The organism is Chryseobacterium sp. S0630 (genome assembly GCF_024158915.1).
Lineage (GTDB): Bacteria > Bacteroidota > Bacteroidia > Flavobacteriales > Weeksellaceae > Chryseobacterium.
Window position 1 is genome coordinate 12406 of the sequence record NZ_JAMZGF010000045.1, and the last position, 17456, is coordinate 29861.

Here is a 17456-nt window from a genome sequence, read left to right on the forward strand (position 1 = left end):
GGTTGGAAACATGATCAACTTTTTTTGAATAAAAAGGCAAATCTGTAAATTGGTTTTACCTTTTTACGATTTTATCTTTTAATAATTTTTTTCATTTCAAATTTAACTTTTCCATCTGTAACAAATCTCTATTATCAACGACTATTAATACAAATAATCTTTTTATAGTAATGAAAAATGCCAAAATTGCATCATTACTTTTTGTTTTGTCTGCAGGAAGTATGATGTTTGCCCAAGATGACTTAATCAATAAGTTAAAAAACAACCAATCACAAAATGCTAATTTTCAGTTCACAACGTTAAAAGACGTTGGTGCGACATCTGTAAAGAACCAGGGTTCATCAGGAACTTGCTGGAGCTACTCCGGAAACTCTTTCCTTGAATCTGAAATGCAGAGAATGGGCAAAAAACCTGTAGATCTTGCTGAAATTTTTACGGCGAGAAATTCTTACCACGATAAAGCAAAATTATACGTTTTGAATAATGGTGCTATCAGCTGGGGAGATGGAGGAGAACTTCACGACGTAATCAATATGTATAAGAAGTATGGAGCAGTTCCTCAGGATGTTTACACAGGATTAAAAGCCGGACAGACTACGAATAACTTCAAGGAAATGCAAGGGAAACTGAAGCCGGTTCTTGACAGCCTTGTTCAGGCTTCTTCAAAAGGAAAACTGACAGATAACTGGATGGATTCTGTAGATGCTATTCTTGATGAATATTTAGGAAAAGTACCTGCTAACTTTACGTATGAAGGGAAAAATTACACTCCAAAAACATTTGCTAAAGAAGTAGTAGGAATTAATCCTGAAGATTATGTAGAATTATCTTCTTATAAAGATTATGCTTATTATGAGAAATTTGTAGTTCCAATTCCTGATAACTGGAGCCACGATTCTGACTGGAATGTTCCGATGAAAGACCTTACTGCAATCATTGACAATGCTGTAACTAAAGGATATTCTGTAGGTTGGGCAACGGATGTTTCTGAGCCTTATTTCTCTTACAAAAACGGTGTAGCCTACGTTCCGGACATGGATCTTGATCAAATTACTGCAGAAAACAAACAAACTTTGTTTACAGAGCCTAAAAAAGATAAGACCATCAGTGAAGACATGCGTCAGAAAGCACTTAACAATCTTTCTACAACGGATGACCACGGTATGCATATTGTAGGTTTGGCAAAAGACCAGACAGGTAAAGAATATTATATGGTGAAAAACTCATGGGGTGTAACCAATGATTTCGCCGGATATCTTTACGTAACAAGACCTTATGTTGAATATAAATCAACAGCAATCCTTGTTCACAAAAATGCAATCCCGAAAAGCATCTTAAAACAATTGAAACCAACTAAGAATATTGGTTTATAAGATAAAGAAATCATTTCTGCCATTTTAAAAGGCAGTTTTAGATATTTAAATCTGTTAAAACCCGCTTCTGGAAATTCCAGAAGCGGGTTTGTTTTTAGAATATGTTATTTTTCATTCAGTTGAATATAATAATCAACTATATTCCATAGCAATTATCTTAGAAAGAGATAGCGCTAATCTTTTCTATATACTCTGTTTCTGTAATTTATAACGGGTTTTTCAATATACTTATAAGAGATTCCAGCTGCTATAAAAGAAAAGAGAAAGAAAAGTATAAATTTTATTACATCAGGAATAAAACTGAAGTAAGGTAATTCCAGGAACTTGAAAACCAGCCAGTGCAGCAGATATAAAGAATATGAAATTTTACTAATATACCGGATGATCGTTAAAAACAAACTACTGGAACATTTAACTTCCTTAAAAAACGGAAAAACAGAAGCCAGTGCTAATCCTAAAACAGAATAATAAACTGTATTAAAATAATAAAGATCTGAATAATTATTTCTAAAAATAAGATACTGGTTAAATATCAATACTCCCATTCCCATCCCCAAGAGAGCATATCTCCTGGCAAAAATTTTCTCATGATAAAAATGAAAAGTAATAGCTGCTAGAATCCCAAAAGCAATGGCATCCAAACGGAAAAAAGCTAGTTTTCTAACTCCTTCATAAAAGGTAAAATCATAATAACTGAAAGCAATGATCCGCATTAAAAGAAAATAAAACAGGAATATCAAAACTCCAATACTCAATATTCTTTTAGCAGAGAAGTTCTGATTTGTCTTTTTCATTAAAAATAATGTAAGTGGAAACAAGACATAAAACCATTCCTCAATACCTAAACTCCAAGAAATCCCAAAGAAAGTTGGCTGTATGTGAAAGAAGTTCTGAATAAACAGAAAATACTTCCACAACGCCACATCTGCATTTTCAATTGAATCAAAGTATTTATTACCTACCCAATAAATCATAAGCATTATAAAATACAGTGGCAAAGTACGAAGCCATCTTCTGATAATAAAAATTTTTAAGTGTTCCCACACATGTTCACTGTCAAAAACCTCTATCAATAATTGACCTATAAGGACTCCGCTTAAAAAATAAAAAACATCTCTACTCCCAGAAAACCACTTAAGAAAGCAATAAAAAAGGAATATTCACCCGCATAAACATAACCAAGTACATGACCTGCCATGACCAATATAATAGCTAGGGAACGAATAACATCAAAACCAAAGACTCTCTTTTCCAAAACAGTTCAATATCAATTGCTTCAGTGATATTCATTATTTGTCACTTAACAAACATCACAGGTATGCAATCATTTATGCATCGATAAAAATATTGAAATTAAACTTTAACAAATTTCTCAATATAATTTATAAATTGATCTAAAAATAGAAATTATATGAAATTTTTATTGAATTTTAATAAAGTGGCTGATTCATGGATTGGCAAAAAAATGATTGACTTCCAGAAATCTGAAAGTCAATCATTTAATAAATAGGTGAAAATTAAATATAAAATAAAGTGAATTATGCTGATTTAATACCAGATTGAATCGTCAATTCCTCTTCGCAAGTGAATAAATTATGCTGTTAAAAAACCACTGCAAAACGAATTCACAATTCATTATTGATATTAAAATAAAACGCCCATACTTTCTGCTGAAAAGTCCAGAAGAGCTTCTGTATTACCGTCTTTGATCTTTTGTACCCACTGGTGATCCTGTAAGATAGCTCTTCCTACAGCCACAAGATCAAACTCTTCATTGTCAAGTCTTCTGATCAATTCTGTAAGGTCTCTTTTTTCTGTTCCCTGCCCTGCAAAAGCATTCAGGAAATCTCCGTTCAAGCCTACAGAACCTACTGTAATAGTTGGTTGTCCGGTAATTTTTTTAGCCCATCCTGCAAAGTTTAAATCAGAACCTTCAAATTCCGGCTCCCAGAAACGACGCTGTGAACAATGGAAAATATCTACTCCAGCTTCTTTTAATGGTAATAACCAGTCTTCCATTTCGTTTGGAGTGAATGCCAGTCTGGTTTTATAATCCTGCTGTTTCCACTGTGAAAGACGGATAATAATCGTGAAATCCTCTCCTACTGCTGCTCTGATCGCTTTTACTACTTCTACTGCAAATCGGCTTCTTTCTTTTAATGTTTTACCGCCATATTCGTCAGTTCTTGTATTGGTAACTTCCCAGAAAAACTGGTCGATAAGATATCCATGCGCTCCATGGATTTCAATACAGTCGAAACCAAGATCTTTCGCAGATTTTGCAGATGCCGCAAACTGAGCAATCGTATCCTGAATATCTTCAATCGTCATTGTTGAAGCCTTTTCCATTGGAACCAATGGATAGTCTTCTGACATTCTTGTATCTCCAACATGCCAGATCTGAGGTCCCATTTTACCTCCATTCTGATGTACAGTATCAATAACGTTTTTCCATCCGTTTAAAGCTTCTGTTCCATAAAAATCAGGAATATTCTGCATATTTTTTGATCCCGGTCTGTTGATCACAGTTCCTTCAGAAAGAATCAATCCTACTTCTGAAGCAGCTCTTCTTCCATAATAATCTGCAATGTTCTGTGTAGGAACTCCATTATCAGATTGTGCTCTGGTCATTGGAGCCATTACAATTCTATTTTTAAGCTGTAAATTCTTGTATTGAAACGGTTTAAATAATGATGATGTGCTCATATTTAAATTTATATTTTATAATTGTTACACAAAGTAACTAATAATAGTTCGTTTTTGTATCTTTTATTAAAAAAATAGTGGTAACTTCGCAGTAACTTACATTAGTAACATCAAAGTAACGTATGAAATTTATGTTCCTTACTGTTATTTAAAATAAATTTCTCCTTATGAAAAAGAATGAATTGATGCAATACAGCTGTCCTTTGGGCAAAGCAATGGCCGCTTTAGGAAGCAAATGGAAGCCTATTATTGTTCTTGTTATTAAAGACAGGAAATTACGTTTTGGTGAACTGGCAGTGCGTATTAATGTCATTTCCAGAAAGGTCCTGACTGATCAGCTGAGAGAGATGGAAACTGATGGACTGGTGATCCGTGAAGAGTTTAAAGAACTGCCTCCAAGAGTAGAATATTCTCTTACAGAAAAGGGATTGGCTTTGTTGCCTATTTTGTACCAATTAGAAGAATGGGAAACGAAATATCATGTGTATGATCCTGAGAAGGAGAAGGATTGTAAAATGATTATGGAAAGTAAGAAAATACAAAAGACCCCTTTTTAATAGACTTTTTATTGTATAGTTCTCGCAACAACGGAAATTAAGTTTCCAGAACTATCAAACGTTTCATCTAATTGGATAAATGTCAAATTTAAATTTATTAAATCTGAATATTTGAGTATAATATAATTCCCTTTTATATCCTTATATGAACCTCTTGAATCTGAAATAAGTTTTCTTTGCGCGTTTGTTAAAATGAGTAAATCTAAACCACCATCTTTAGCTAATTGATAATCAGCAAGAACTCCTTTGTAAATAAATGTTTGATCATTAACATTTACTAATGCATCGATATGAGTGAAATCAACATCCTCTACAGTATCATTTTGTAAAATATGAGAGTTTTTTTCAAAATTTAATAATCTTGCAGTAATAATATAATGCCAAATATTTTTGTATTTCAAAATATCATAGCTTGTATCTAAGGATTCTGATAAAACATACTTTTTTAATCCATTACCAATTAAATACCCAATAGTATTAATCAAAATTTGATAAATTATAATAGCAATTTTATTTTTCTCAATTGTTTCAATTGCTAATTTTATTACATCATCATTAGAAGATACTAAACCTAAAAGAATATCAAACTTGAAATCGTAATTAAAAAGATATATTATAGGATAGGATAACAAATAAAGAATTAGGCTTGGAAAAAGAGTATTTATCAATAAATTATAAAAATCACTTGTGGTATATTGATTAGAAAATTCTCCAGAGTAAAATCCTTTGGCAAATGAGATTCCAGGAAGAATAAGAATCAAAAGAACAATTCCACTTAATGCAATATCCACTATTTCGAAGTTTCTAATTCTTCCTTTGTAATCGGTTGCTCTAAATTGATCTTTTCAGATATTCCATCTTTAGCCGCAGCCCTAATAGCAGAAATAATATTAGTAGAATCTGATTTACTATGAAGTAATATCCTCCCAAGAGCACTGCTAACAGCAACTCTTCCTGTAGACAAATCTCTTCTACCTAATAAAGATTTTTTAATATTACTTTTCATATATCAAACTTATGAATTTTATTTTTAATATACAACCCCTTCATTTTAAAACAAATGAATTCAAATTTCATTAATAAAAACAAAACCGCTCCCAAAAAGGAAGCGGTTTTTAAAATTTATCTAAAATCCCAATTAGAATATCGCCGGATATTTCTGAGGATTTGTTTCATTGAACATAGCATAGATTTTTTCTACCATATCATCTGTAGACGGTTTGCTGAAATAGTCACCATCACTTGCATAAGCAGGTCTGTGATCATTTGCTGAGATCGTCAACGGATCTGAATCCAGATATCTGAAAGCTTTCTGCTTTTCAAGGATCTGCTGTAGGATAAATCCTGTAGTTCCCCCTTCCACATCTTCGTCAATCACAACTAATCTGTTGGTTTTCTTAACACTTTCAGCAATCTCGTGAGATAAATCGAAAGGAATCAATGACTGAATATCGATTACTTCTGCAGAAATTCCTAATTTTTCCAATTCATTAGCAGCTTCCGTTACAATTCTCCATGTAGAACCGTACGTTACCAAAGTAACATCTTTTCCTTCTTTAGTTACTTCAATTTTTCCTACAGGAACAGTGAATTCGCCTAAGTTATCCGGTTGTTTTTCTTTTAGTCTGTATCCGTTCAGACATTCTACGATGATCGCAGGTTCGTCAGCCTGAAGCATAGTGTTGTAGAATCCTGCTGCTTTTGTAAGGTTTCTAGGTACCAATACTAAAATACCTTTTGAAAGGTTCAGAATACCCGCCATTGGAGAGCCAGAGTGCCAGATTCCTTCTAATCTGTGACCTCTCGTTCTGATAATTAATGGAGCTTTCTGACCTCCTTTTGTTCTGTAATGTACCGTTGCAAGGTCATCACTCATTCCCTGTAAACAGTAAAGAACATAGTCTAAGTATTGGATTTCAGCGATTGGTCTTAAACCTCTCATCGCCATACCAATTCCCTGTCCAAGGATCGTTGCTTCACGGATTCCTGTATCAGCGATACGTAAAGCACCGTATTTTTCCTGCATTCCTTCCAATCCCTGGTTTACGTCACCGATATTTCCGGTATCTTCACCAAAGATTAACGTTTCAGGATATTTTTCAAAAATTTTGTCAAAGTTGTTTCTGATTACCACTCTTCCGTCTACATCTTCAGAGCTGTCAGAATATACAGGCTTGATTTCCTGAACATTTTCCGATTTCCATTCAGACTGAGAATATAAGTGAGAAGAATAGTTGTCTTTTTCAACAGCAGATACTTCATTGTATTTCTGCATCAATTGATTTCTTTCTGCAGAATTTGTTCCTCTTGTCGCCAGTAAAGTTTGTCTTACCAAATGGAAAATATCTTTCTTAGCTTTTGAAACCAACTTATTGAATTGAGCAATATACGTTTCTACTTCAGCATTTTGTCCTTTAAGGTTTTCTACTAAAGGTAAGATAGACTGGATAAGTTCTGTAATAGCTTTTTGGTAATTTTCCCATGCTACTTTTTGTCCTGTTTTTGCTGCTTTTTTCGCTTCTTCATCAATAGCCTCCAATTCTTCAGCTGTAGCAATTACTTCTTCTTTTCCATCTATTTCGATAGAATAGTTAAGGATCCATTCTTTGAATTTTGCAAGACCATCATATTCTGCTTCCCAAGCCAGACGCTCTTCATTTTTATATCTTTCGTGAGATCCGGATGTAGAGTGTCCCTGAGGCTGAGTAACGTCTACCACGTGCACTACCACCGGTACACTTTCTGTTCTTGCGAAATGCTCTGCCTTAGCATATGCATCTAATAATGCAGGATAATCCCAAGCTTTCACCTGGATAATCTCACATCCCTGGTTTTCCCCTTCTTTTCTCTGGAAACCACTTAGCATTTCACTGATATCAGCTTTTGCTCTCTGATTTTTCGTAGGAACTGAAATTCCATATCCGTCGTCCCAGATAGAAACAATCATAGGAACCTGAAGAGCACATGCTGCATTCAGAGTTTCCCAGAAGTGTCCTTCTGCTGTAGAAGCATCCCCGATAGTTCCGAAAGCAATTTCGTTACCTTCTCTTGAGAATTTTTCTGAACCGTCAAATTTTACGCTTTTATAGATCGTTGAAGCCTGAGCTAATCCCAATAATCTTGGCATTTGTCCGGCTGTAGGAGAAATATCGGAAGAAATATTTTTCTGAGCTGTCAAATCTTTCCAGCTTCCGTCTTCATTTAAACTTCTTGTTGCAAAATGCCCGTTCATTTGTCTTCCCGCAGAAGCAGGCTCTCTTTCCACGCTTGTATCTGCATACATCTGTGCAAAGAAACTTTCTACTGTTAAGGCATCTATTGCCAATGCAAAAGTCTGATCCCTGTAATATCCTGAACGGAAGTCTCCATTTCTGAAAACTTTCGCCATTGCAAGCTGAGGAAGTTCTTTTCCATCCCCAAAAATTCCAAATTTAGCTTTTCCAGTGAGTACTTCTCTCCTTCCGAGATAAGACATTTCACGAGAGATCCTTCCTAACCTGTAGTCTCCAAGTATCTGATTTTTAAAATCTTGAAAGGATATTTGCTGTGTTTCAATATAGGTTGTTTGCATAGCTAAGTAAAAAAGTTTTTTAATCTTCAAGTATTTTGCTAATATACACTTTTTAAATTAATTTTAATTTTTAATAATCTTTTTTAAAAATTTGATAATAAAAAAAATTGTGCTTTATTTTGAAAAAAATTGTAAATGATGGAAAAAAAGTCACCCCACATCTTGAATGCTTCCAGTAATCTTTTAGGATTTTCATTAATCATTATTACGTCACTGAAAATCTCTAAGATCAGTCAGAATACGTATTTGGACGAATTTGCAGGATTTGCCTGTATTCTTTTTGCCTGCAGCTGTTTCTTTTCATTTCTGGCGATCAGGACTAGGAATAGAAAGCGGGAATCTACGTTTGAGAACATTGCGGATTATTTATTTTTAATCGCTTTATTTTGTATAGTTCTAGCCGTTATTATTGTAACCCTGAAAATAATTTAATTTAAAATTTTCGCACAATTGCGTTATTTACGGTAATATATAAGAGTAATTGTATGAAAATCCGAGAATTCATTAAGGAGCTATTTCTTCTTTTTTAAACAGAATCAATATCAGATTCTGAATATAAAAGAAAAAGTGTTCTGTATACATTTCCAGTTTCCCGAAACATATACAAAACACTTTAGTTTTAATTATAGTAAAAGATAGAATTATATCTTCTGAACAGTTACATTGGTAACATTTCCGCTTCCTGTAGATCCTGTTTCTGTTGAAATAATCGTAGCATTTTGATTGGGAGCTGCTGTAAAACGAATCTGGTATCCCGCTGTAGGAGCAACAACTACAGTTGTATAATTCATCAGCTCACCTACAGTTCCTGAAGAAGCAACTGCATTATAATGGCTTCCTCTTCCCAGGTAATTAGCATCTGGTACAGGTCTGATACCAATAAGCAACTGAGTATCTGCAGGCATATTGGTAAAACTTGCCTGTAATGTTACCAGATAATTCCCAGCCTGATTAAAAGTCATCACTCCAGTTCCGGTATTATAGGAATAGAAAGGAGAAGTTGCTATTGGTGCAGCGAATAATAAAGTAGTAATTGTTGAAGAACTGATGTTCTGGTTAGCCGCTAAACGGGCATGAAAAAGCGAATAAGCAGTAAAGTCTATAGTCTTCAGTACTCCGCTAGCATCCGCTACCACAACCCTGTCAGTTCCTCCGACCCCTATATTTGAATTAATATTACGGATACGGGCATTTCCGGACGCTACGTCTAATTTTTCACTTGGAGAAGTTGTACCTATCCCTACTTTAGCGGTTGACGTTACACTAAAATCATTATCCTGTTGAGCAGCAGAAGGTATACCTGTGGCAGGATTATCTTTAGAGCCATCAATATGAAAAGTTGTTTGAGGATTTTGGGTGCCAATTCCCACTTGTGCATACATAAGGAAGCACGAACAGATAGCTGATGCTATCATCATTGATTTCATTTTTTTCATTATTTGTTGTTTTTTCTTGCGACAAATTAACAAAAATTATTCTGAAACTCAATGAATTGTTAACAAGCACTTTATGTGAATCATGCAAAATATTAGTTTACAGTAATTTACTATTACAAAAAAATACAAATAATCACAACTGATTGATTTATTGAAAGATAACTCTATTTTTTCTCCAATGATGAAGAATTTACATACCACACGGAAATAAAGGGAAACAAGTAAATAAAAAACTCAGAACGGTTAAAAAATATTAACATCAGAATTTTCGCTCAATCACATAATCAAGCATAATATGCAATGACTTCCTTGCTTCAGAATCCGGAAATTCATTCAGGATATCTTTCGCTTTTTGCTGGAAATCTTTCATAATGGTAATAGCATATTCCAATCCTCCGGAACTTTTAACAAATTCTATCAGCTCTTTTACACGCTTAGGATTGTTATTGTAACGTTTTATGGTATCGAAATAGTACTTTCTGTCTTTTTCACTGGCGATTTTTAAGGTATGAATCAAAGGCAGGGTCATTTTCTGTTCTTTAATATCAATTCCTACAGGTTTACCAATCACATTTGAACTTAAATAGTCGAAAAGGTCATCCTTTATCTGGAATGCCATTCCGGTAAAAGTACCGAAATCCATCATCTTCTTGGCAAGAGCTTCATCCGCATTATTGGAAAGAACTCCTATTTCACAACATGCAGCAATCAGAGTAGCAGTTTTCTGGCGGATAATTTCATAGTACACCTCTTCAGTAATATCCAGTTTTCTGGCTTTCTCCAGCTGAAGAAGTTCTCCTTCGGACATTTCACGGATGGTTCTGGAAATAACTCCAAGCAGGTCATAATCTTTGTGATCTGTAGATAACAAAACTGATTTTGATAAAAGATAGTCTCCCACCAAAACTGCAATTTTATTCTTCCAAAGTGCATTGATTGAAAAGAAATTACGACGTTTAAAACTTTCATCCACCACATCATCATGTACCAGAGTAGCAGTGTGGATCAGCTCGATCATAGAAGCACCACGGTACGTTTTTTCCGTCACCTCACCCACAAGTTTGGCACAAAGAAACACAAACATAGGACGCATCTGCTTTCCTTTGGTGGTAACAATAAAACGGGTTACTTTATCCAATAAAGCTACTTTACTCTGCATTGACTCATAAAACTTCTGTTCAAAAAGTTTCATTTCATCATTGATCGGTCGTTTAATCTCTTCTACTGTATTTGCCACAATCTGCGAATGCTGGGTGAATAATTATTAATTCTCACAAAGATAATTTTTTTCGCTCAATTTTAAGGTAAATTAATCTTTGAGTTGATCTTTCGGGATAAAATAAAAGGAAGGTTTTGTAGTTCCCAACGGAGACCTGAACTTTTCCCCTGAAATATAAATTCCCGTTTCATCTACACTTATTCCCTCAATCTGTGCTAATGAAAGCGCAGTCCCGAGGTAATAATGTTTTGGTTTTTCTTTAAAAAATATTCCTGGTTCTGTTTCTGTAAGAATATCTAAAAAGACTTCTGTTTTCCTGGTATATCCTACCAAATAAAGCTTTTTATCAAAATAAGAGGCATCTGTAACCACGAAACCAGTTTTATAAGTTTCTATCTTCTCTGCCTTTTGAAGTGCTGAAATTTCAGGGTTTACAATATAATGTGAGGTTGCTTTTGAAGCCCATTCTTTGGTAAACAGATGCAGCTTTCCATTTAAATAAATCATGGCTTCTGCATCAAAGTCGTTCCTCATATTTTTAGAAATAAATTCAGTCTGTTCAGGATAATAAAAAGAAATAGCTGTTCCATCTAAAGCCCTTTCTGAACCGGGAATGTTAGAAATATTCGAAGAATCAAGACGTCCATAGGGAACTTTGTAAATCATCAGATCTTTTCTTGTGCCCGTATTATTTCCGAAATCTCCGATATAAAAATTTTCTCCATCATTGGCTAAAGCTTCCCAATCTGTATTGATTACGTTGGTTTTCAGTGTTCTGATAATTTCACCACTTTTTTTATCCAATTCAAAAAGCTCGGCAGTATTTCCACTGTCATTGAATGTATATAATTTGCCGTTTAAAATATTCAGTCCTGAGGTTTCCTCAATCTTGTTATCCAGATAATTAACTCTGTATTTTTTTATTTTCAGAAAGTCGGTTTGCTGAGAAAATGCAGATTGACCAACGAAAAGAGCAATAATCAGAAGGAGTTTTTTCATAAGACAAAAATAGGGTTTTATTCTGAGGTGAGATTCGGGATGCGGGGATTGAGTTGGAGGGTTTGAGAGTTGGAGGGTTTGAGAGTTTGAATGAGATATGAGATATGAGATTCGGGTTTCGGGATGCGGGATTCGGGTTTGGATTTTGGTTTGGATGTGGGATTCGAGTTTCGGGATTCGGGTTTGGGTTTTGGTTTTGGTTTGGATGCGGGTTTCGGGATGCGGGTTTGGGATTGTAGTTTCCTATGGAATGGACAAACTAAGCGTTTTTATTTATCTCCACATTGTCATTCCACAGAAATCTAAATATTGTATGGAGTCAATGGAAAAAATTCTGGATTTTTGAAGAGATTTATTGTTTTGCTTATTCTCCGTTTTACCTTTTCTCTCTTCTTAAAAAAGAAAAGCAGGCCAAAATAGCCCGCTTTTCACTTAGATTTCTATTGATTTTAAATCAGAAGTTAAGCAGTTTTCTGCTCTTTCTGATTTTGCTGTTGGTCTTTCTTTTTAGCCTGTCTGGCAAAATATTCCTTCTGATATTGCCTTACCGTTTTTCCAGTTCCATCATGTCTCCATCCCGGTGAATTGAAAATATAATTGATTCTGTCTGTGAATTTTAATCCGGGCTGCTTCAGATCTTTCCAAATTTTTCTCCATTCATAAAAAAGAACGGTATCGGGTCTGTTATCCGGCATTTTTGGATAGATTCCATATTTCACGGGTACATTCGGATCTTCTTTTTGGAAGGTTCCAAATATTTTATCCCAGATGATGAGACACATTCCCATGTTTTTATCCAGGTATTTTACATTACATGCATGATGCACACGGTGATGGGAAGGTGTTACCAAAATATATTCCAAGAATCCCATACTCTTCACAGTTTGTGTATGTACCCATGTTCCATACACCTGTCCGATTGCGTAAGCCACCATGATATGCCATGGATTGAATCCTAAAAATGCAAGTGGTGAAAAATACAAGTATCTGTAAAGCGGCTGTAATACAGGGCTTCTGAATCCTGTTGTCAGGTTAAAATATTCTGAACTGTGATGGGTAATATGAACTGCCCAGAATGCTCTGGAACGGTGGTCTACATAATGTAATACGTAATAAGCAAAGTCTGTGATTATAAAACAAGCCAGCAAATACCAGATGCTAAGATCCCATGAGAAAATCCTGTGATGGTAAAAGAAAAACATCACACCCATGGCAAATGCCTTCATGATAAGGTCAAGACCAAAGTTCATCAATGCAAGATAAACATTCGTGGCAAGATCTTTTCCACTATATAGCTTAGCTTCTGAAACGTGGCTGTAAATCATTTCAGCTAAAATAACAGTAGCATGCAATGGAATAGCCCATGCATACACATTTTCCAGCCCATCCTCGCTCATAAGAAAATCCATCATCACAAAATAATTTGTGCAAAGGTAGGGTTTTAACCTATTTTTTATGAAAGTTTTAGGCTTTTTTTAAGGAAATTTTAATCTGTTGTTTTGTTGGCTAACTGTCCGCAAGCGGCATCAATATCACCTCCACGGCTTCTTCTGACCATTACCGTTACTCCTGCATTTTCAAGCTGTCGGATGTAATTTTCTTCCGCCTGTTTGTTGCACTGATCGTATTTTCCATCTCCGATCGGGTTGTACTGGATAAGATTTACTTTTGAAGGAACCTGTTTGCAGTATTTGATTAAAGCTTTAATGTCCTCGTCACCGTCATTAATTCCTTTCCATACGCAGTATTCAAAAGTAATCACAGAACCAGTCTTTTGGTACCAGTACTGAAGAGCTTCCATAATATCTGTCAACGGGAATTTATCAGAGAAAGGCATGATCTCATTACGCTTGGACTCGATTGCAGAGTGAAGGGATAAAGCCAGCTTCACACGCAGTTCATCATCTGCAAGCATTTTAATCATTTTAGGAATACCGGATGTAGAAACGGTAATTCTTCTTGGAGACATTCCCAATCCTTCCGGCTGGGTAATTTTTTTGATGGCTTCCACTACGTTTTTGTAATTCATCATTGGCTCTCCCATTCCCATAAATACGATGTTGGAAAGCGGTCTGTCGAAATACATCCTACTCTGGCTGTCAATCAGAGCTACCTGATCTACAATTTCAGCTACTTCAAGGTTTCTCATCCTTTTCAATCTTGCTGTAGCACAGAATTCGCAGTTTAATGAGCATCCTACCTGTGAAGATACACAGGCTGTAGTTCTTGTTTCTGTAGGAATAAGAACAGATTCCACCATCAGACCGTCATGAAGTTTCACTCCGTTTTTGATGGTTCCGTCAGAGCTTTTTTGAAGAAGGTCTACGGAAACAGGATTAATGGTATATTCTTCCGAAATTCTCTCACGAAGTGATTTGGAAAGATTCGTCATTTCGTCAATCGAATGGAGGTTTTTACTCCATAGCCAGTCATAGACCTGTTTCGCACGAAACGGCTTTTCTCCTAAAGATACAAAGTAGTCTTTAAGCTGGTCTAATGATAATGTACGGATATCTTTCATAATATTAAAGAGCCAAGTTAAAAGTAAAAGGTTTAAAGTTTAGTATTGTTAACTATTGAAGCCAAAATGTTTTTTAATTCGTTACTTTCATTCAATAAAGCTTTAAATTCATCAGAATCATAACCATCCAGTTCTTCTAAAACCCGAAGCCAGAAATGACTTTCTCTAGCTTCTCTTAAAGCAATTTTTACTTTATTTTTAAAATCTGCTTTAGAAGATCCTGCCTGGGATTCTTCATAATTAGCACCTATTGAAGTAGCTGATTTTCCGAGCTGGAACCTTATTAATTTACTTTCAGAATCATTGGGCAGTGTTCTTAAAAACTTAAGACAATTAACTCCAAATGTAAAAGTTCTGATAAGCAAATCATTTTGTCTCATTTCTACTTGTATTACCTTTAACTTGGCTCTTTTTACTTTTTTTATAGAATTAACATTGCGTCACCGTAAGAATAGAATTTATACTTTTCTTTTACGGCTTCTTCATAAGCATGCATTACGAAATCTCTTCCGGCAAATGCAGCAATCATCATGATCAAAGTAGACTTCGGTGTGTGGAAGTTCGTGATCATTGAGTTGGCTACTCCGAAATCGTGAGGAGGATAAATGAATTTATTTGTCCATCCGTTGAAAGCAGAGATTTTTTTGTTTGAAGAAACAGAAGTTTCCAATGCTCTCATTGTAGTAGTACCTACTGCACATACTCTTCTGTGAGATTCTACCGCTTTGTTAATGATCGCAGCATTTTTCTCATCAATGATGATCTCTTCAGACTCCATTTTGTGCTTAGAAAGATCTTCTACCTCAATTGGGTTGAATGTTCCCAATCCTACGTGAAGCGTTACTTCAGCAAAATTGATCCCTTTGATCTCTAATCTCTTCATCAAATGCTTAGAGAAGTGAAGACCTGCTGTAGGGGCAGCTACTGCTCCTTCTACTTTTGCATAGATCGTCTGATATCTTTCTGCATCTTCCGGCTCTACTGCTCTTTTGATATATTTTGGAAGTGGAGTTTCTCCCAATTCTTTCAATTTCGTTCTGAATTCGTCGTAAGAACCGTCGAATAAGAATCTTAACGTTCTTCCTCTTGAAGTCGTGTTATCAATAACCTCAGCTACCAAAGACTCATCTTCTGTGAAGAATAATTTGTTACCAATTCTGATTTTTCTTGCAGGATCTACCAAAACGTCCCAAACTCTTGTTTCTTTATCAAGCTCTCTTAATAAGAAAACTTCAATTTTAGCACCTGTTTTTTCTTTATTTCCGTAAAGACGTGCAGGGAAAACTTTTGTATTGTTGAAGATGAACAAATCCTCTTCATCAAAATAATCCACAACATCCTTGAATAATTTGTGCTCGATAGTTTGTGTTTTTCTATCAAGTACCATTAATCTCGCTTCGTCTCTGTGCTCTGATGGGTGTTCTGCTAATAATTCCGCAGGAAGATCAAAATTAAAATCTGATGTTTTCATTTTTTAAATTACGGTTTAAAAATTATTGAAATTACAAGGTGTAATTTTCGGAGTGCAAATATACGACATTGAACACCCCTTTGTCAAGTATTATTTACAATCAAATATAAAACCGTGATTTTACGGGGATTTCCAAGGCATAAAAAGAGTATTTTTGGAAAAATAAAAACTCATTATGGAATCTGTAAGTAAAATATACTTCATTGATAATCCGTATCCTAATGGTCACAAAATTGAAACTTTCAACTGGAGCGGAAGAATTGACGAGTATGGATTTATCTGGTTTGATTTTCATTTAAAAACTGAAAATTATTACGCCAATGATGATGAAAACAGTGAAGAAGAAGACGAAGATCTGTCCGACTGGAACTCCAAAATCGTATGGGAAAACTACCATACCTGTACACTGTCTTCCAACTATTGGGGTGAACAAAGAGGAATCAGAATTAACAATCTTGATGAAAAACTGGACTTCGATACAGTTATTAAAAACGATCTTTTCAGCAATGATCTTCCGTCTGAACAACATTTTGATGATGATGACCTTGCCTTCAATATTTACCTGCTGGGACATGACAGCTGTGCAGGACATCAGATCCGGTTTTCAAAAACAGACAATAACAACTATGATATTACATGGACGGGTAAAATAGCATTGACCTATGCTGGTGATGACGAGTTTTCGCATGATTTCAAAGCGCAGATTTTCAATGCTGAATTTGAAGGTTTTCATTATCCTAAAACATGGTCAGTAGAAAAAGCAACAGAAATGTTCAAAGCCAGACTTTCCAATTTTGAAAAGTATGAATTTGTAGATCTGAATCCTAAAAGTAACAAAAGGGAGTATAAACTCGACAAACTAAAGTAATAACACTATAAAAACAACAAATTAAAAAATTATCATTATGAGTAAATATTCAATTGAAGCATTTATCAACGAAACGAAAGAGAATCCGCAGCAAAGAGATTATTTTGAGCTGGAGACGAAACATCTTCTGGAAATCAACCTTAACAATCAGGCGGTATGGACCAAAAGAGGAAGTATGGTAAGCTATGTGGGAAATATCAATTTTGAAAGACAGGGAATGCTGTCCGGAGGACTTGGAAATCTTTTGAAGAAAGCTATAAGCGGTGAAGGTGCCAAGCTGATGAAAGCAGAAGGAACAGGAAAATTATATGTTGCAGATTCCGGGAAGAAAGTCCGTATTCTGTATCTGAATAATGAATCTGTATGTGTAAACGGAAATGATATTCTTGCCCATGAACAAAGCGTAAAAAGTGATATCACGATGCTTAAAAGTATTGCAGGAATGATGTCCGGAGGGCTTTTTCAGGCAAAACTTTCAGGAACAGGACATATTGCCATTACTACACACGGTGATCCTTTAACCTTACTTGTAACTCCAGACACTCCTGTGTTTACAGATCCTAATGCTACAGTTGCATGGTCCGGAAACTTAAGCCCGGAACTGAAAACCAATGTTTCTTTCAAAAGCCTTATTGGCAGAGGAAGCGGCGAAGAATTCCAGATGAAGTTTTCAGGACATGGATGGGTACTGATTCAGCCTTATGAAGAGGTATACTATATGGAAAAATAAACCAG

The 17456-nt window shown here is 35.2% G+C and carries 17 protein-coding genes; 5 read left to right on the forward strand and 12 right to left on the reverse strand.

The window, feature by feature from the left end:
• The first annotated feature begins 170 nt into the window (after positions 1-170).
• Positions 171-1373, forward strand: coding sequence for an aminopeptidase C (locus tag NK356_RS17400; protein WP_034696380.1), 1203 nt, complete (start codon positions 171-173; stop codon positions 1371-1373).
• Positions 1374-1546: 173 nt separating this feature from the next.
• Here NK356_RS17400 and NK356_RS17405 read toward each other — a convergent pair whose 3' ends face one another.
• Both NK356_RS17405 and NK356_RS17410 read right to left on the reverse strand, forming a co-directional pair.
• A complete protein-coding gene (locus NK356_RS17405) occupies positions 1547-2533 on the reverse strand; it encodes an acyltransferase family protein (RefSeq protein WP_367399313.1) in 987 nt (328 codons plus the stop codon).
• A gap of 484 nt (positions 2534-3017) precedes the next feature.
• A complete protein-coding gene (locus tag NK356_RS17410; RefSeq protein ID WP_034696378.1) occupies positions 3018-4079 on the reverse strand; it encodes an NADH:flavin oxidoreductase in 1062 nt (353 codons plus the stop codon).
• 167 nt (positions 4080-4246) lie between these two features.
• Here NK356_RS17410 and NK356_RS17415 point away from each other — a divergent pair, with 167 nt between their 5' ends.
• A complete protein-coding gene (locus NK356_RS17415; protein ID WP_253317578.1) occupies positions 4247-4636 on the forward strand; it encodes a helix-turn-helix domain-containing protein in 390 nt (129 codons plus the stop codon).
• Positions 4637-4644: 8 nt separating this feature from the next.
• Here NK356_RS17415 and NK356_RS17420 read toward each other — a convergent pair whose 3' ends face one another.
• From NK356_RS17420 to NK356_RS17430, 3 genes are all read right to left on the reverse strand, one after another.
• Positions 4645-5427 carry a hypothetical protein gene (locus NK356_RS17420; RefSeq protein ID WP_253317579.1) on the reverse strand — a complete coding sequence of 261 codons (783 nt, stop codon included), beginning with the start codon at positions 5425-5427 and terminating at the stop codon, positions 4645-4647.
• Positions 5427-5642: a hypothetical protein gene (locus NK356_RS17425; protein WP_253317580.1), complete on the reverse strand. Its 216-nt coding sequence runs from the start codon at positions 5640-5642 to the stop codon at positions 5427-5429. Before NK356_RS17425 ends, NK356_RS17420 begins: the two co-directional genes overlap by 1 nt.
• Positions 5643-5774: 132 nt before the next feature.
• Positions 5775-8207 carry a thiamine pyrophosphate-dependent enzyme gene (locus tag NK356_RS17430; RefSeq protein WP_253317581.1) on the reverse strand — a complete coding sequence of 811 codons (2433 nt, stop codon included), beginning with the start codon at positions 8205-8207 and terminating at the stop codon, positions 5775-5777.
• 135 nt (positions 8208-8342) lie between these two features.
• On the opposite strand from NK356_RS17430, the gene NK356_RS17435 reads away from it, so the two are divergent.
• The gene (locus NK356_RS17435) at positions 8343-8639 is read left to right on the forward strand and encodes a hypothetical protein (protein WP_238594269.1); all 297 of its coding nucleotides are present in this window, start codon (positions 8343-8345) and stop codon (positions 8637-8639) included.
• A 209-nt stretch (positions 8640-8848) separates the two neighbouring features.
• Here NK356_RS17435 and NK356_RS17440 read toward each other — a convergent pair whose 3' ends face one another.
• The 7 genes from NK356_RS17440 to queA all read right to left on the reverse strand — a co-directional run bounded on the left by NK356_RS17440 (position 8849) and on the right by queA (position 15853).
• Entirely contained in the window at positions 8849-9643 is a 795-nt protein-coding gene (locus tag NK356_RS17440) for a hypothetical protein (protein ID WP_051934348.1), read from the reverse strand.
• 259 nt (positions 9644-9902) lie between these two features.
• A complete protein-coding gene (locus NK356_RS17445; protein WP_034696374.1) occupies positions 9903-10880 on the reverse strand; it encodes a polyprenyl synthetase family protein in 978 nt (325 codons plus the stop codon).
• A 72-nt stretch (positions 10881-10952) separates the two neighbouring features.
• Positions 10953-11861, reverse strand: a complete 909-nt coding sequence (locus NK356_RS17450) for a hypothetical protein (RefSeq protein ID WP_253317582.1) — start codon at positions 11859-11861, stop codon at positions 10953-10955.
• Between the two features lie 461 nt (positions 11862-12322).
• Positions 12323-13273 carry a sterol desaturase family protein gene (locus NK356_RS17460; protein ID WP_034696371.1) on the reverse strand — a complete coding sequence of 317 codons (951 nt, stop codon included), beginning with the start codon at positions 13271-13273 and terminating at the stop codon, positions 12323-12325.
• A 74-nt stretch (positions 13274-13347) separates the two neighbouring features.
• Positions 13348-14382, reverse strand: coding sequence for a 23S rRNA (adenine(2503)-C(2))-methyltransferase RlmN (rlmN, locus tag NK356_RS17465; protein WP_034696370.1), 1035 nt, complete (start codon positions 14380-14382; stop codon positions 13348-13350).
• Positions 14383-14414: 32 nt separating this feature from the next.
• A complete protein-coding gene (locus NK356_RS17470) occupies positions 14415-14762 on the reverse strand; it encodes a four helix bundle protein (RefSeq protein WP_034696369.1) in 348 nt (115 codons plus the stop codon).
• 41 nt (positions 14763-14803) lie between these two features.
• Positions 14804-15853 carry a tRNA preQ1(34) S-adenosylmethionine ribosyltransferase-isomerase QueA gene (gene queA / locus NK356_RS17475; RefSeq protein WP_034696367.1) on the reverse strand — a complete coding sequence of 350 codons (1050 nt, stop codon included), beginning with the start codon at positions 15851-15853 and terminating at the stop codon, positions 14804-14806.
• Between the two features lie 175 nt (positions 15854-16028).
• On the opposite strand from queA, the gene NK356_RS17480 reads away from it, so the two are divergent.
• Together NK356_RS17480 and NK356_RS17485 are read left to right on the forward strand one after the other, a co-directional pair.
• The gene (locus NK356_RS17480; RefSeq protein ID WP_034696365.1) at positions 16029-16721 is read left to right on the forward strand and encodes a hypothetical protein; all 693 of its coding nucleotides are present in this window, start codon (positions 16029-16031) and stop codon (positions 16719-16721) included.
• A gap of 37 nt (positions 16722-16758) precedes the next feature.
• The gene (locus NK356_RS17485) at positions 16759-17451 is read left to right on the forward strand and encodes an AIM24 family protein (RefSeq protein WP_034696363.1); all 693 of its coding nucleotides are present in this window, start codon (positions 16759-16761) and stop codon (positions 17449-17451) included.
• Positions 17452-17456: the final 5 nt, after the last annotated feature.

What these genes read in the sequence shown, in the direction of transcription:
- NK356_RS17470 (WP_034696369.1), bottom strand. Translation starts at nt 14,762, where the DNA reads ATGAGACAAAATGATTTGCTTATCAGAACTTTTACATTTGGAGTTAAT.
- NK356_RS17410 (WP_034696378.1), bottom strand. Translation starts at nt 4,079, where the DNA reads ATGAGCACATCATCATTATTTAAACCGTTTCAATACAAGAATTTACAG.
- NK356_RS17450 (WP_253317582.1), bottom strand. Translation starts at nt 11,861, where the DNA reads ATGAAAAAACTCCTTCTGATTATTGCTCTTTTCGTTGGTCAATCTGCA.
- NK356_RS17485 (WP_034696363.1), top strand. Translation starts at nt 16,759, where the DNA reads ATGAGTAAATATTCAATTGAAGCATTTATCAACGAAACGAAAGAGAAT.
- NK356_RS17460 (WP_034696371.1), bottom strand. Translation starts at nt 13,273, where the DNA reads ATGATGGATTTTCTTATGAGCGAGGATGGGCTGGAAAATGTGTATGCA.
- rlmN (WP_034696370.1), bottom strand. Translation starts at nt 14,382, where the DNA reads ATGAAAGATATCCGTACATTATCATTAGACCAGCTTAAAGACTACTTT.
- NK356_RS17440 (WP_051934348.1), bottom strand. Translation starts at nt 9,643, where the DNA reads ATGAAAAAAATGAAATCAATGATGATAGCATCAGCTATCTGTTCGTGC.
- NK356_RS17415 (WP_253317578.1), top strand. Translation starts at nt 4,247, where the DNA reads ATGAAAAAGAATGAATTGATGCAATACAGCTGTCCTTTGGGCAAAGCA.
- queA (WP_034696367.1), bottom strand. Translation starts at nt 15,853, where the DNA reads ATGAAAACATCAGATTTTAATTTTGATCTTCCTGCGGAATTATTAGCA.
- NK356_RS17425 (WP_253317580.1), bottom strand. Translation starts at nt 5,642, where the DNA reads ATGAAAAGTAATATTAAAAAATCTTTATTAGGTAGAAGAGATTTGTCT.
- NK356_RS17430 (WP_253317581.1), bottom strand. Translation starts at nt 8,207, where the DNA reads ATGCAAACAACCTATATTGAAACACAGCAAATATCCTTTCAAGATTTT.
- NK356_RS17400 (WP_034696380.1), top strand. Translation starts at nt 171, where the DNA reads ATGAAAAATGCCAAAATTGCATCATTACTTTTTGTTTTGTCTGCAGGA.
- NK356_RS17480 (WP_034696365.1), top strand. Translation starts at nt 16,029, where the DNA reads ATGGAATCTGTAAGTAAAATATACTTCATTGATAATCCGTATCCTAAT.
- NK356_RS17435 (WP_238594269.1), top strand. Translation starts at nt 8,343, where the DNA reads ATGATGGAAAAAAAGTCACCCCACATCTTGAATGCTTCCAGTAATCTT.